The sequence below is a fragment of the Comamonas sediminis genome, from assembly GCF_041107495.1.
In the GTDB taxonomy this organism is placed as follows: domain Bacteria; phylum Pseudomonadota; class Gammaproteobacteria; order Burkholderiales; family Burkholderiaceae_C; genus Comamonas; species Comamonas sediminis.
Window position 1 is genome coordinate 880,271 of record NZ_JBGBDC010000001.1, and the last position, 15,629, is coordinate 895,899.

Below are 15,629 nucleotides of genomic sequence, written 5' to 3' on the forward strand. Positions count from 1 at the left end.
TTGGCAAATTCTAGGTTGCTGCCGCGCAGCTGTCAGTCAGGCAGCCTCTGACAGGCGAGGCTCAATGCCCGCCGATATAGGCGAACTTGAACAGGAACAGCGCCGCAATGATCCAGACCATCCAGTGCACCTCGCGGGCCCGGCCGGTGAACAGCTTGATGGCCGCGTAGGAGATAAAGCCAAAGGCCAGGCCGTTGGCGATCGAGTAGGTAAAGGGCATCATCACCGCAGTGATGGCGGCGGGAATGGCCTCGGTGGTGTCGGCCCAGTCGACCTCGGTCAGCTCCTTGAGCATCAGGCAGGCCACAAACAGCAGCGCGGGCGCCGTGGCGTAAGCGGGCACCGAGCCGGCCAGCGGCGCGATGAACAAGCAGGCCAGGAACAGCACGGCCACCGTCACGGCGGTCAGGCCCGTGCGGCCACCGGCCTGCACGCCCGATGCGCTCTCGACATAGGCGGTTGCGCTGGAGGTGCCCAGCAGCGAGCCGGCAAAGATCGCGCCACTGTCGGCCAGCAGCGAGCGGTGAAAGCGTTCCATCTTGCCGGGCACCAACAGGCCTGCGCGCTTGGCCACACCCATCAAGGTGCCGGTGGCATCGAACAGCTCGACCAGAAAGAACACCAGCACCACGTTCAGAAAACCACTGGACAGCGCCGTCTTGATATCGAGCTGCAGGAAGGTCGGCGCAATCGACGGCGGAGCCGAGAACACCCCTTGGAACTGGTTGCCGCCAAAGATGAACGAGGCCACCGTCACCGCCAGGATGCCGATCAGGATGGCGCCGGGCACGCGCAGGCGGTCCAGCACGACAATCAGGAAAAAGCCCAAGGTGAACAGGATCACCGACGGCGAATGCAGATCACCCAGGGTCACCAGGGTGGCCTTGGATTCCACCACCACGCCGGCGCTCTTGAGCGCAATCAGCGCCAGAAACAGACCGATACCCACGGTGATGGCCACGCGGATGGAGGCCGGTATGCCGTTGATGATCTGGTCACGTATGCGAAAGATGGTCACCAGCAGGAACAGGCACCCGGAGACGAAGACCGCCCCCAGCGCTGCCTGCCAGGTGTAGCCCATGCCCAGCACCACCACATAGGCGAAGTAGGCGTTCAGCCCCATGCCGGGCGCAATCGCAATCGGGTAATTCGCATACAGGCCCATCAGCACCGAGCCCAGCGCCGCGATCAGGCAGGTGGCGACAAACACCGATCCCTTGGGCATGCCCGCATCCCCCAGGATGGAAGGATTGACGAACATGATGTAGGCCATGGTGAGAAAGGTCGTGAGCCCCGCCAGCACTTCGGTCCGTACCGTCGTGCCATGCTCACCCAGCTTGAAATAGTTATCCAGCACACTCATGGCTGCTCCTTGTGGTTATGCATCGTTCAATGGAAGCTGATTCAGATCGAAGGCGGCGAGTATCGCAGTTGCGGGCGCAACCTGCCGGACACCGCCGTCAAAGCCCTGCCTGCACGGCCGCGATGGCGTCCAGCACTGCCTCGGCCGTGGCCGGTGCCCGCAGCGGCGGGCAACAGCCGGGCGCGCCGGTCGCGGCCACCGCATCGCGTATCGCAAACAGCACCGAGAACGGCAGCAGCAGCGGCGGCTCGCCCACCGCCTTGCTGCGGTGGATGGTCTCGTGCGGGTTGGCACCGTCGAACAGCTGCACGTTCAGCACCGGCGGGCAGTCGTTGGCGGTCGGGATCTTGTAGGTGCTGGGGGCATGGGTCATCAAGGCACCGGTCTTGGGGTGCCAGACCAGCTGCTCCATCGTGAGCCAGCCCATGCCCTGGATAAACGCGCCCTCGACCTGGCCGATGTCCACGGCCGGGTTCAGCGACTGGCCCACATCATGGATCACATCGGCGCGCAGCAGCTTGCTCTCGCCGGTCAAGGTGTCCACCACCACCTCGCTGACGGCTGCGCCGTAGGCAAAGTAGAAGAAAGGCCGGCCACGCATCGCCGCGCCATCCCAGGACAGTCCGGGCGTCGCATAGAAACCATCGGACCAGAGCTGTACCCGCTCCAGATAGGCCTGTTTGACCAGCGCCTCAAAACGCAGGGTCTGGCCCGCACAATGCACCTCGTCATTGACAAAGCGTACCGATGCCGGGTCTGCCCCATGCCGGGCCGCCAGGCAGGTGGCCAGGCGCTCGCGAATCTGGCGCGCCGCGTCCTGCGCGGCCTTGCCGTTCAAGTCGGTGCCGGTTGATGCCGCAGTGGCCGAGGTGTTGGCCACCTTGGTCGTGTCGGTAGCGGTCACCCGCACCCGCTCAAAAGCCACGCCCAGCTCATGCGCCACCACCTGGGCCACCTTGGTGTTCAGGCCCTGGCCCATCTCGGTGCCGCCATGGTTGACCAGGATGGAGCCATCGTTGTAGACATGGACCAGTGCGCCAGCCTGGTTGAAATGCTTGACGTTGAAAGAGATGCCGAACTTGACCGGCGTCAGCGCCAGGCCGCGCTTGAGCACAGGGCTGCTGGCATTGAAGGCATCGACCTGCGCGCGCCGGGCCCGGTAGTCGCTGCGCGCCTCCAACTGCGCGACCAGTTCGTCAATGATGTTGTCGTCCACCTCCTGGCCATAGGGCGTGCACTGCCCGCTGTCCTTGGCATAGAAGTTGGCGCGGCGCACATCGAGCGCATCCTTGCCCAGCTGCCGCGCGATGGAGTCCATGATGTTCTCCATCACGATCGCGCCCTGCGGCCCGCCAAAGCCGCGAAATGCGGTATTGCTCTGCGTATTGGTCTTGCCCATGAAGCCGCGCATGCGCACATTGGGCAGCCAGTAGGCATTGTCGAAATGGCACAGCGCGCGGGTCATCACCGGCGCCGACAGATCGGCCGAATGCCCGGCCCGCGAGACCATGGTCACCTCGGCGCCCAGAATGCGGCCGGCATCGTCATAGCCGATGTCGTACTCGTACCAGAAGCAATGGCGCCGTCCGGTGACCATGAAGTCATCGTCGCGGTCCAGCCGCAGTTTGACGGGCCGGCCCAGCTTGCGCGCCGCCACCGCAGCCACGCAGGCAAACAGCGCCGATTGCGATTCCTTGCCGCCAAAGCCGCCGCCCATGCGCCGGCATTCGACATGCACTGCATGGGCCTGAACCCCCAGCGCATGGGCTACCAGGTGCTGCATTTCGCTGGGGTGCTGGGTGGAGCAGAACACATGCATCGCGCCGCCCTCCTTGGGGATCGCGTAGCTGATCTGGCCTTCGAGGTAGAACTGCTCCTGGCCGCCCACTTCCCAGCTGCCCTGCAGCCGGTGCGGAGCCTGGGCAATGGCCTGGCTGGCGCCGCCGGCATCGGTCTCGCGCACCAGCTGCATCGGTGGCATCACATACTGGCCCAGTGCATGGGCCTGCTGCGGCGTCAACACCGGCTCGGCCTCTTCCACCGTGGCCAGCTTGCGCGCCATCGCGGCCACGCGCCGCGCGGTGTACCGGTCGGCGGCCAGCACCGCAAACATCGGCTGGCCCAGGTAGCGGATCTCGCCATCGCAGAGGATGGGGTCGTCATGGATGATGGAGCCGCAGTCATTGACGCCGGGAATATCGGCGGCCGTCAGCACCGCCACCACCCCGGGCTGCGCACGCAGCGCGTCCAGGTCCAGCGACAGCAGGCGGCCATGGGCCACGGGCGACAGGCCCAGCGCGCAGTGCAGGCTGCCGGCCAGCTCGGGCATATCGTCGATGTAGGCGGCTTCGCCAGCCACATGCAAAGGCGCCGATTCATGGCTACGGCTGATGCCGACCTGGTGGCCCTGCTGGCGCGCCCGGGCTTCCTGCGCCACATCGATGCGCGCCTTGTGGTTGTCGCGGTAATCGGCAAAGGCTTCGGCGCCGGCCAGTACATGCTTGGGGATCGAGGTGTTCATATCAGGCTCCGGTGGCTGCGGCCTGCGGGGCCTGGACGCTGCTGACGAGGTGCGGCATGGCGGCCCAGACGCTGGTGGCATCGGCTGGCAAGGGGGCATCGGCCCGGGTCTCCAGCCACAGGCGCTGCAGCAGGTTCTGCGCCACCTTGAGGCGGTAGGCCGCGCTCGCCCGCATATCGGTCATCGGTTGAAAATCCTCGGCCAGCGCGGCCTGGGCGCGCTGCACAGCCTGCGCCGTCCAGGCCTGGCCCAGCAGTGCGGCCTCGGCCTTGGCGGCGCGCCGCACGGTGGCCGCCATGCCGCCAAAGGCCAGGCGCACGGTCTCCACCTGGCCCTGGGCATCGAGCTGCAGCGAAAAGCCGGCGCACAGCGCCGAGATGTCACAGTCAAAGCGCTTGCTGATCTTGTAGGCCCGCACCTGGCGCGCCTGCACCGCCAATGGCACGCGCAGGCCTTGCACCCACTCGCCGGGCTCCAGCTGGTTCTTCATGTAGTCCAGGTAGAAGTCGGTCAGCGGCATGCGCCGCAGGCGCTCACCCAGGCGCAGTTCGATCTCGGCATCCAGCGCCATCAGCACCGGCGGGGCATCGCCAATCGGCGAGCCATTGGCCACATTGCCGCCCATGGTGCCGGCATGGCGCACGGGGGGCGATGCAAAGCGCAGCCAGACCTCCGTCAGCGACGGAAAGCGCTGGGCCAGCGCGGCCCAAGCCGATTCCAACGAGGCACCGGCGCCGATGCAGAGCATGCCATCGCGCTCTTCGATGCGGCGCAGCTCCGCGACCCGCCCGACGGCAATCAAATCGCCCAGCGGCCGGAACTGCTTGTTGATCCACAAGGCCACATCGGTGGTGCCGCCGATCATGCGGGCATCGGGCAGCGCGGCGCGCAACTGCGCCAGGCTGGCTAGGCTGGCCGGCGCATGGAAGTGCTGGGGCTGGCCGCCGCTGGGGCGGTAGGCATAGCTCCAGTCGGCATCGCTGCGCAGCGCCTGCAGGGCCGTTACCACCGGGGCTGCATCCAGCTGGCGGGCGGGCAGGTCCAGCATCTGCTGGCCGGCATCCAGAATGGGCCGGTAGCCGGTGCAGCGGCAGAGGTTGCCGGACAGCGCATCGGCCAGCTGCTGGCGGGTGGGTGCGGGGCCGGGGTGCGCCTGCTGCCGCTCGTACACGGACCACAGCGACACCACAAAACCGGGCGTGCAAAAGCCGCATTGCGAGCCGTGGCAGTCCACCATGGCCTGCTGCACCGGGTGCAGCGCGTTGCAGGGCTGGCCGGCATCCTTGGGCCGGCAGCTGGTCTTGAGGTCTTCGACCGTGAACAGCGCCTTGCCATGCAGGCTGGGCAGCAGCTGGATGCAGGCATTGACGGTCTGCAGCTTGAGGCCTTGCACGGCCTGCGGATCGCCGGGTTCGGCCAGCTCGGCCAGCATCACCGTGCAGGCACCGCAATCGCCTTCGTTGCAGCCTTCCTTGGTGCCGGTGCAGCGCGCGTCCTCGCGCAGCCAGTCCAGCACACTGCGCGTGGGGGCCAGGCCTTCAACTTCGGTGATACGGCCTTGGTGGTAGAAACGGATGGCTTGTGGGGCGGTCATGGGGCTCATGGTGGGGCCCGGTCGCGCATTGCCGCGCCGGGTCTTCAAAACTGTGTACAAGCGTAGTGTGCCGCGCAGCGCCAGCCATAACAAGCCAGCGATAGGCGCTATGGCGCAGCGCATATATTTTTGGGTTTACCCGCATCTTGCGCCCGCCAAAAACGTAAGCAATGGTCGTGACTTGCGGGTTTACCAGGGCTGCGGCCATGGCAAGCAGGTATATTGCCTGGATGATGTTCCGCCGCCCCCACCCTGCGATGCGCCAGCTCGCCACCGCCGTCAGCCTGGGCCTTGCCGCCTGCGCCGTATTTGCCCAGACCAGCGCGCCGCAAGAGCCGCCGAACCTGAGCCAGGCCGAGTTCCAGTCCTGCCTCAGCGAGCTGCGCAGCAGCAAGGCCTTTGCCGCGATTACCCCCGCCACCTTCCACCAGTACACCGCCCAGCTCCAGCCCGATGCCACGGTGCTGCCGCTGCTCAACCGCCAGCCGGAGTTCACGATGCCCGTCTGGGACTACATCGCCGTGCTGGTCGACGAGCAGCGCGTGGCCGAAGGCCGCGCCGCCTATGCCAAGTGGAAGGACACCTTGGACAGGATCGAACAGAGCACCGGGATCTCCCCGCAGATCGTCATCGGCGTCTGGGGGGTGGAGAGCAACTTCGGCCAGAACCTGGGCGGGCGCTCGCTGGTGCAGTCGCTGGGCACCTTGTCGTGCTTTGGCCGCCGCCAGGCCTATTTCCGCGGCGAGTTCGCCAGTGCGCTGCGCATTCTGCAAGAAGGCCATATTGCCGAGTCCAAGCTGGTGGGCTCCTGGGCCGGCGCCTTTGGCCAGACCCAGTTCATGCCCTCGACCTTCTTTCGCAGCGCGGTGGACTTTGACGGCGATGGCCGCCGCGACATCGTCGACAGCGTGCCCGATGCACTGGCCTCGACCGCCATGTTCCTGAAGAACGCCGGCTACCGCCCGGGCCAGCCTTGGGGCTTTGAGGTCAAGCTGCCCAGCGGTTTCAGCACCGCCGATGCCAGCCGCAAGAACAAGAAGCCGCTGGACTTCTGGCGCTCGGCCGGTGTCACCTTGGCCAATGGCGATCCGCTGCCGGATTCGCTGCCATCGGCCGGCCTGATGATTCCCGCCGCCGGTGGCCCAGTCTTCCTGGTGGGGCGCAATTTTGATGCGCTCTACAGCTACAACGCCTCGGAAAACTATGGCCTGGCCATTGCCCAGCTGTCCAACCTAGTGGCCGACACCTCACAGAGCCGGATCAGCTTTGTCACCCCCTGGCCCACCGATGACCTGAGCCTGTCACGCGCGCAGAACAAGGAGCTGCAGCAGGCGCTGCTGACCCGTGGCTATGCGATTGGCGAGCCCGATGGAATGATCGGCGCCAAGACGCGCGAGGCCATCAAGGCCGAGCAAAACCGCCTGGGCATGAAGGCCGATGGCCGCGCTGGCCAAAAGCTGCTGCGCGCGCTCGGCAACTGATAGCGCTGGAGTCACACCATGATTGTCACGACCACCCCCAGCGTTGAAGGCAAGCGCATCAGCCGCTACTGCGGCATCGTCAATGGCGAGGCCATCCTGGGCGCCAACTTTTTCAAGGACTGGTTTGCCGGCATCCGCGACATCGTCGGTGGCCGCTCGGGCACCTACGAGAAAGAGCTGCAAAAGGCCAGAGACATTGCGCTGGCCGAGTTGCAGGAGCGCGCCAAGGCGCTGGGTGCCAATGCCGTCGTCGGCATCGACCTGGACTATGAAGTGCTGGGCAAGGACAACGGCATGCTGATGGTGTCAGCCAGCGGCACCGCCGTCGTCGTCGACTAAAAGCCCCTGCCGGTATTGCTGCAGCCCCCTCGCGGATGGCTGCAGCCCCTGCTCAGCGCTTGGCCTGTTTGACACCGGCGCCGCGCACTTCCAGGCGGATGCTGTCCAGCACCTCGCCCTGCGCATTGACCAGCTCCACCTGGTGGCGCCCCGGCCAGGGCAGCCAGGCCCAGCGCGCGCCGCGCGCGACATCCTTGCCATCGATGCGCCAGCGTGCAGCGGCCGAATCGGCGACAAACTGCAGGCGCTGGCGCTCGGGTGGAATGTCCGGGTCCACCGCGACAATCGTGCCATTCGCGGGGGCCAGAATGCGCACCGCAGCCGCTGCATCGGCGCCACGGGCCTCGGTGGGCCGCCCGGCAAAGCTGCGGCCGCCCACCATCTCGTCGACCCCGGTCGCCTGGCCATCCAGCGCAAAGCGGGGCTGCCCGGTGCCGGCCAGGAACCACTCCTCACGCCGCGCCTCCAGCGCAAAGCCGGCGCCCGATTGGCCCGCCGGTGCGGGGCCAAAATCCACCCATTGCTCATGCAGCCCGGGCGGCGGCTTGGGCGCGCGGCTGGGCTGGCCCTGGTGCAAAAAGGCCATGATGCTGGCCCAGACCGGCGCCGCACCGCTGGTGCCGCTGACCGAATGCATGGCCTCGCCACTGGCATTGCCCACCCAGACGCCCACCGTGTAGCGGTCGGACCAGCCGACGGCCCAGTTGTCGCGCATGTCCTTGCTGGTGCCGGTTTTCACCGCCGCCCAGCTGCGGGTGCCCAGCACGCTGTCCAGGCCAAAGGTGCGCACGCGGGCATTGCCATCGGCCAGCATATCGCCCACCACATAGGCGGCGCCCGCATCCATCGCCTGGCGGAACTGCGGCTTGCCGCCACGCGCATAGGCCACCGGGCTGTAGCGCCCGCCATTGGCCAGTGCGCGGTAGGCATTGGTCAGCTGCACCAGCGGAATGTCGGGGCTGCCCAGCGCCAGGCTGTAGCCAAAATAGCTGCCGCTCTCGCGCATCGGCATGCCCAGGCGCACCAGCTGGTCAAAGAAATCGTCGACACCCACCATCACCAGGGTGCGTACCGCCGGCACATTGAGCGACGCGCCCAGCGCCGTGCGCACCGACACCCAGCCCTTGAAGCTGCGGTCGTAGTTCTGCGGAATATAGAGGCCGCTGGCCGTCGGAATGCGGGCCGGCGAATCCTCGATCAAGGACGCAGCGGTGAGCTTGCGCTCGGCAATCGCCTGGCCATAGAGAAAGGGCTTGAGGGTGGAGCCCGGCTGGCGCGGCGCCAGCACCGCATCCACCGCATGGGCCTGGCTCAGTGCGCCCGATGAGCCCACCCAGGCCAGCACCTCGCCGCTCGCGTTGTCCAGCACCAGCACAGCGCCATCTTGCACATTGCTGCTGCGCAAGGCCTGCAGGTGCTGGCCCAGAATATCGACCGCATAGCGCTGCAGCGGCGCACTCAAGGTAGTGCGCAGGCTGGCCATGGCCGCCGGCTGGGTTTTTCCATCTGCGCGTTGCCGTGCCTCGCGCAGTGCAATGCGGCTGAAGTGCGGCGCAATGCCTTCGCTGGCATCAAAGGCGCGCTTTTTCAGCGCGATCTCGGTGAAGAACACGATCGCTTCGCAGTCCACCTTGGGATCACGCCGCATCTCCCTGAGCACGCCGCAGGCGCGCTGGCCCACCTGGCTGGGCCGCGCATTGGGCGCACGCACCAGCGCGGCGGCCACCGCCGCCTCACGGTCATCCAGCCCATGGGGGGCCTTGTCGAACAGGGTGCGTGACAGCGCATCAATGCCCACCAGCTCGCCCCGGAAAGGCACCAGGTTCAGGTAGGCCTCCAGGATTTGGGTCTTCTGCCAGCGCCGGTCCAGCACCTGGGCCGCCACCGTCTGGCCGACCTTTTGCACCACCGAGCGGCCACCATTGCTGCGCCGCCAGTCGCCGTCAAGCAAGCCGGCCAGCTGCATGCTGATGGTGCTGGCCCCACGCGTGCGCTGGTTCCAGAGATTGCCCCAGGCCGCAGCGGTCACCGCCGCCCAGTCCACACCGCTGTGCTCGTAAAAACGCTTGTCCTCGCTCAGCAGCATGGCGGTGCGCAACGCGGCCGATACATCGCCCAGCGCCACCCAGTCGCCCCGGCGCACCGTGCTGTCGGTGCGCACCCGCTGCAGCAACTCGCCTTCGCGTGACAGCACCCGCGTCTCCGACGAGCTGAAGTCCTGCCGCACCTCGCCAAAGCTGGGCACAGCCTGGGCCAGTGGTGCATGCACCAGGCAGGCCAGGGCCAGCAGCCGCCAGCGGGTTATAGCGCGCAGCCTCATGGCGCCACAGGCACAACCGTCACCTTCGGATTGGGTGCCATGCCGAACATCTCGGGCGCATACAGCGCCTCGACGCGGGTCGATGGCAGCGCAAACTCACCGGTGTTGTTGACGCGGTAGCTGTACTGCAGGCTGAGCTTGCCCTGCGGCAGGTAGCCATAGTAGGCGCGGTAGCTCTCGAACGAGCGTTCCTCGAACGCCTTCCAGCCCCAGCCGGTCGATTTCTCGCCGGCGGTGGACAGCGCCGAGTCCCGGCCCAGGCCGCTACCCAGAATGGTGGCGCCGCCCGGGATCGGGTCGGTGATCGCCACCCAGGTCATGTTGGCGCTGGCATTCACCTCCAGGGTCACACGCAGCACATCGCCCCGGGTGTATTGGCCAGCGGGCAGGTTCTTGTTGGCCTGCTCCACTGCCACCACGGTCTTGCTGATGGTGTAGCCGGCCGACAGCGGCTGCTTGAGCGGCACGGCCGCCTGCGACTGCACCGTCAACCAGGGCTTGCCGGTGCCCTTTTGCTGCACCTTCAGGCTCTGGTTGCCACTGGCCCAAGGCAGGTCAATGGTGTTGTTCAACCACTGCGCGACCTGCTCGGTCGGGCCGGGCGTGCGCTTGCCGCCCTGCGCCAGCAGCTCGATGGCGTCCTGCGCCTTGGTCACGCGGCTCCAGTCCACGGTGCCGGACTTGCCGGCCATGCTGGCCTCGGTCGTGCCGGTCACGGGTGTGGATTCATAGGTGCGCGAGAAGCGCTCCAGCGCCAGTGCGCCCCAGAGGTTGGCCGTGGTCGTCGTCCAGGCACCGCTCTTTTGGCGGCCGATGAAGCTGCTGGCCAGGCGCGGCATGTCGTCCTTCCAGGCCGGATCGTCCATCACCACCAGCAGGAAACGCGCCAGGGTGGTGTCGCCGTTTTGCATCAGCCACCACCAGTAGTCGTTGTTCTCGTTGGCGAACAGCACCTTGGTGCCCTGGTAGCTCAGGCGCGCACGCAGGATCTGGTTGGCCTCTTCCAGCAGCTTGCTGCGGTTGGGCACATCCTTCATGTGGCCCAGGATGGACAGCCAGTCCACCACCGTCTGGGTAGGCCAGTCATTGGGCGCAATCTGGATGCTGGTCAGCATGCGCGGCTGCGCCTTGCCATACAGCGCCAACGCGTTGATGGCAGCGAGCTTGCGCACTTCCAGGTCGGAGCGCGGGCTCCAGAACTTGCGCTCGATGCGGCCATCGATGAAGCGGGCCAGGGCGTCCTGCATGCGGCCCAGCGGCGCGGCGGGGATCGCGAAGGCCGGGTCGATGCGCTTCATCTCGAAAGCGGCCTGCAGCAGGTGGGCGGTCAGCGCATCGCTGCCGGTGTTGCTGCTGCCCGGTTGCGGCGGGAAGTAGTTGGCCAGGCCATCGCCATCCAGATAGGTAGGCAGGCGTTCCATCGTGCTCTTCCACAGCGCTGCATCCTGCATGCCGATGGATTTGCTCGTGGTCTGCTCCAGGCAGGCGTAAGGGTAGGCACGCCACCAGTCACGCACGCCGGGCAGGCCTTCTGCCAGGCGCGGCACCAGCGACAGCTTCAGGCCGCCACGGCCGGGCAAGGCATCGGCCGGTGCACTCACCGGCATATCCAGGCTGCCATCGAGCTGCAGCAACGTGGCCTGCAGGGTCTCCACCGCCACGGCGGGCACCACCCGCTGGCTGACCTTGAGCGCATCGGCGGCATCGCCCTGCTTGTCCTTGGCGCTGATCTCCCAGAGCAGCTCGCCCTGGCGGCTTTGCGACATGTCGGCAGGTGCCGTCACGCTCCAGCTCACGGCGCGGGCCTCGTTGGCCGCCACTTCCACCGTCTGCGGCTCCAGCTGCAGCAACGTGGCCTTGGGGGTCACCAGCACCTGCATGGGCTTGCTGGTGGTGTTGCGCAGGGTGACCTGGGCGTCATAGCGGTCGCCATCGCGCACCAATGGCGGCAGGCCGCTGATGATCTGCAGCTCCTGCGTGGTGCGGATCTGGGTGGTGCCGGTGCCAAACAGCTCCAGCCCGCTCTCGGCCACGGCGACGATCTTGAAGCTGGTGAGGGCGTCGTTGAGCGGCACATCCACTTCGGCGCGGCCATTCGCATCCAGCACCACATTGGGCTGCCACAGCAGCAGGGTGTCGAGCAGCTCGCGCGTCTGGCCATTGCCACCGCCGCCGCCTGCCGCCACCGCCTTGCGGCCGTAGTGGCGCCGGCCGATGATTTCCATCTGGGCGGTGGAGGTCTCCACACCCCAGGAACGCTTTTGGTACATGGCTTCGAGCAGCGCCCAGGTGTCATTGCTCTTGAGCTCCAGCAAGGCCTGGTCCACGGCCGCCACCGACACAGCCGCGCCCGCAGCCGGCTTGCCATTGGGCAGCTTGGCTTCGATCGTGACCTTGGCGGTGTTGCGGATGCGGTAGCTCTCCTTGTCGCTCTTGACGGTCACGGCCAGCTGGCGGTCGGCAATGCCGACGCGAATCTCGGCCGCGCCCAGGCGGTAAGCGGGCTTGGACAGGTCCACGAGCGCGGTGGGCGCCACATATTCCTTGCCCTCGTACCAGAACGAGGTCCACCATTCACGCGGCGACTTGAAGCCCCAGGTGAAGAAGCTGTACCAGGGCACTTCGCGCAGGCGGCCACGCAGCGCCATCACGCTGACATAGACATTCGGGCCCCAGCCCTCTTGCACCTTCAGGTTGACCGTGGGGTCATCGCCGCGCAGGGTGATCACCTGGCTGGACAGCACGCCTTCGCGCTCCACCGTCACCAGCGCCGTTGCCTCGCGGAAGGGCATGCGCACCTGGAAGCGCGCAGTGTCGCCCACCTTGTAGGATTTCTTTTCCGGCAGCAGGTCCATGCGGTCGGTGTCTTCACCGCCAAACCACAGCTCGCCCTGCTTGGTCACCCAGACCGAGGTCGCGGCCTTGGAGCTGCGGTTCTTGTCATCGGTGGCCTCGGCGATCAGCTCGGTCTCGCCGCCTTCGCTCAGCTGGGTGCTGCAATCGAGCAGGCCCTTGGCATCGCTCTTGCCGCTGCACACCACGCCCAGGTCCTTGTAGCTCTCATGGTTCTCGTAGCTGTAGAAGCCGCCCACCATGCGCTTGCGCGTGGAGGTGACAATACGCGCCACCGCCCGCACCTGCAGCTTGACGCCGGAGACGGGCTTGCCCGACGGCGTCAGCGACAGCGCCTGGAAGCTCAGCTTCTTGTCGGTGGAGGCCCAGTTCTCGGCCTTGATGCCAGCGACCACCGACGCAGGCCAGATCACGCTGTGGTTGCTGATGGTCTGCACCTCGCCATTGGGGTCGGAGAAGCTCGCCTCCAGCAGCAGATCCTGCGGCGCCACGGAGCTGGGCACCTGCGCGATCTCGGCCTTGCCCACGCCATTGGCATCCAGGGTCAGCGCCAGCTTGTCGGCAATCACACGGCGGTCATTGCTGTAGTCTTCTCCGTCGTTACCCGCGCCGGGCAGCTTGCGGCTCAGATAGGGCCGGCCGAACGAGAACGTGTCGTAGTCCTCAAAGCTCACCGCATGCGACTGGATCGCGGCCGATACCTTGACGGCCTCCTTGGCCGCTGCGCCGCCCGAGAGGTAGGACAGCTGCACCTGGGCACCGAGCTTGCCCGGTTGCACGATAGGCGCTGGCTGGTCCGGCGTCACACTGCCCTTGAACACCGGCAGGCGGTACTCTTCCACCCGGAACGAGGTGGTCTGCATCTCGGTCGGTCCCCACTTGCCCTTGCCGCCCTTGAGCGTGATGCGGTAGGTGCCCAGCTTGGCAGACTTGGGAATCTTGAACTCCGACACGGCCGACAGGCCCTGGCCCGGGCGCTGCCAGCTCAGCGGCAGCTCGAACTCGTCATTGCTGCCCACATGGGTGATGACCACCTGGTCGGGCAACTGCTCCTTGCCGGGCAAGCCCAGGCCGCCCATGGTCTGGCTGCGGATCAGGTGCTTCATCGACACCGTCTCGCCGGCGCGCAACAGGCTGCGATCGAGCACGGTATGGGCGACCACATCCTGCACGGGGCTGCTGTCGGTCTCCAGGTTGAAGCGCCAGCTCTCGATGCCACGCTGCCAGTCGCTCCAGACAAAGGCCATGTCCTGCTTGCCATCGACCGTCGCGCGCGCGCTCACAAAGTAGGCCGAGCTGGTGTCACTGTCAGCGCCACTCTCGCAGCGCACCTGCGCCTGGGTGTCGAGCTTGTCGAAGCGGGCCACGCCGTCCTTGTCGGTGGTGCCCTGCACCAGGGTCTTGCCGTCGCAGGTGGAGATGCGCACCTGGGCATTGGCCACCGGCTTGCCCTTGTCGAGGCTGGTCACCCAGGCCATCGCGTTCTCACGGCCGAGCTTGAAGTGCACGCCCAGGTTGGTCACCAGCGCCGAGCTGCGCACATACATCACGCGGCGGGCGCTGTCGTAGTCGGTGTTGAGCAGCGCATCGCCCAGCATCGGCGAGGCAATCTCGACCACATGGAAACCGGTCTCCAGCGGAATACCCACCACCTCGAACGGGCGCGGGTCCTTGCTGTCGGTCTTGGGCAGGGCCAGCTTTTTGCCGGCGGCCTGGCCTTCGAGCAGCGACAGCATGCGGGTTTCGACATAGTTCTTGTCGCCATCGGGCAGCACATTGGGCAGCGGGATCTTGCTGTCCTGCGCCGCCTGCTTGCGGCTGACCTGCCAGTTGTCATAGCGCTGCAGCTTGCGGTACCAGCGGATGATGTCGGCATCGCTTTGCAGCTGCAGGGTTGCGACGGTGCCCTTGTCCTCGATCGACAGGCCCTTGATCTGCAGGTCCTGCTCTACATTGCGCAAGGTCACCGGGAACATGGCCGGCCCCTTGTCGCCTTCGGCAAAGCGCTCGACCACGCCGAAGGGCGAGGCGGCAAACTTGGCCAGCGGCGGCATCAGGCCGCTTTGCACTTTCAGCGGGAACAGGTTGGCATTGGCTAGCGGCCGGTCGGACTCGTCCTTGAAGCCCTGGGGCAGCACGATGCGCATCGTCTCCTTCTCGGCAAAGGGCGGCGCAAACTGCAGGCGGTTGACCTCGCCGGCATCCCCGTCATCGGGAAAGCTGGGCTGGACCCGGCCCTTGGATGTCTCCAGGAACACGCCTTCGGCCAGCTTGCGGTCCACCCCGGCGCTGAAGAACACATTGAGCGGGCGGATCGGCAGGCAGCCCGCCTGCGCATTGGCGCGCTCGCAGCTGAACTCGGCGGTGAACGGCTGGCGCACCTGGTAGTCAAAGCGGCGCTCCCGGGTCTGCTTGACGCCGTTGTCCGTGCTCACCCCTGCGCCCACCACCAGGCTCATCTGCGCACCCTCGGGCAGCGCGCGCTGGCACTGCAGGGCCACATGGCGGCGTGGCCGCTGCTGCAAGCTATCGCGGCCAAACTGGCTTTGCATGAAGTCGCCGGACTCCGAGGCGCTCAACAGGCGCACCGGAATGCGCTCACCAATGCCCTTGACGGTGCACCAGGTGCTGGCCTCTACGGTCGAGGTCACGACATCGGCGTTGAACTGCAGGCCGAAGAACTGGCGGCTGTCCAGCGCCTGGTAGCTGCCGGGAACAATGCGCGTCACCGACGGGCCACCGGTGCCAAAGCTGTACCTGGCCGCGCCTTTGACGGGCTCGCCAGCGGCATCCTTGAGGTTGGCGACCTTCTCGACGGTGCAGCGCACCCCGGGCGGCAGGTCATCGGCCAGGTCAAACACCCATTCGCGGGGGCCTGTCCAGCGGCCGGTGCCCTGGCTCTGGGCCTGCTTGTTGTCGCAGTCCAGCTGGACCGGCGCGGCCGCGCGCAGATCGCCCATCGGCACCACGGCCGCATCGAACTTGACGACGATTTGCCGGACCCGGGCCACCTCGCCCTGCGGTGACACCGATGTGATGCTTGTGGCATGGGCCGACAGGCCCAGCGCAGCCCAGCCGGCGCCCGCCAGCCAGCGTTGTAATGTTGTATTCACGGAGCTCTCCCCTAGGATGGTGAGAGCGTACCAAAATTAGCCTGC

Annotated in this window: 7 protein-coding genes; 2 read left to right on the plus strand and 5 right to left on the minus strand. The window is 66.6% G+C overall.

Annotated elements, in window-relative coordinates; translation table 11 throughout:
• Positions 1–61: 61 nt before the first annotated feature.
• The 3 genes from AB7A72_RS03935 to xdhA form a co-directional block, all read right to left on the minus strand.
• Positions 62–1,363, minus strand: coding sequence for an NCS2 family permease (locus tag AB7A72_RS03935; RefSeq protein WP_230772563.1), 1,302 nt, complete (start codon positions 1,361–1,363; stop codon positions 62–64).
• A 97-nt stretch (positions 1,364–1,460) separates the two neighbouring features.
• The gene (gene xdhB, locus AB7A72_RS03940) at positions 1,461–3,884 is read right to left on the minus strand and encodes a xanthine dehydrogenase molybdopterin binding subunit (RefSeq protein ID WP_312531458.1); all 2,424 of its coding nucleotides are present in this window, start codon (positions 3,882–3,884) and stop codon (positions 1,461–1,463) included.
• Position 3,885: 1 nt separating this feature from the next.
• Complete coding sequence (gene xdhA / locus AB7A72_RS03945; protein ID WP_369459063.1) at positions 3,886–5,487, minus strand: xanthine dehydrogenase small subunit; 1,602 nt, start codon at positions 5,485–5,487, stop codon at positions 3,886–3,888.
• A gap of 197 nt (positions 5,488–5,684) precedes the next feature.
• On the opposite strand from xdhA, the gene AB7A72_RS03950 reads away from it, so the two are divergent.
• Both AB7A72_RS03950 and AB7A72_RS03955 read left to right on the plus strand, forming a co-directional pair.
• Positions 5,685–6,959 (plus strand): lytic murein transglycosylase, encoded by a 1,275-nt coding sequence (locus tag AB7A72_RS03950; protein WP_369459064.1) that lies wholly within the window; start codon positions 5,685–5,687, stop codon positions 6,957–6,959.
• Between the two features lie 18 nt (positions 6,960–6,977).
• Complete coding sequence (locus AB7A72_RS03955) at positions 6,978–7,298, plus strand: heavy metal-binding domain-containing protein (RefSeq protein ID WP_230772580.1); 321 nt, start codon at positions 6,978–6,980, stop codon at positions 7,296–7,298.
• Positions 7,299–7,350: 52 nt separating this feature from the next.
• Here the strand turns inward: AB7A72_RS03955 and pbpC are convergent, their stop codons facing one another.
• Both pbpC and AB7A72_RS03965 read right to left on the minus strand, forming a co-directional pair.
• Positions 7,351–9,618 (minus strand): penicillin-binding protein 1C, encoded by a 2,268-nt coding sequence (gene pbpC / locus AB7A72_RS03960; protein ID WP_369459065.1) that lies wholly within the window; start codon positions 9,616–9,618, stop codon positions 7,351–7,353.
• Positions 9,615–15,584, minus strand: coding sequence for an alpha-2-macroglobulin family protein (locus AB7A72_RS03965; RefSeq protein WP_369459066.1), 5,970 nt, complete (start codon positions 15,582–15,584; stop codon positions 9,615–9,617). The genes pbpC and AB7A72_RS03965 overlap by 4 nt, the downstream gene beginning before the upstream one ends.
• Positions 15,585–15,629 lie beyond the last annotated feature (45 nt).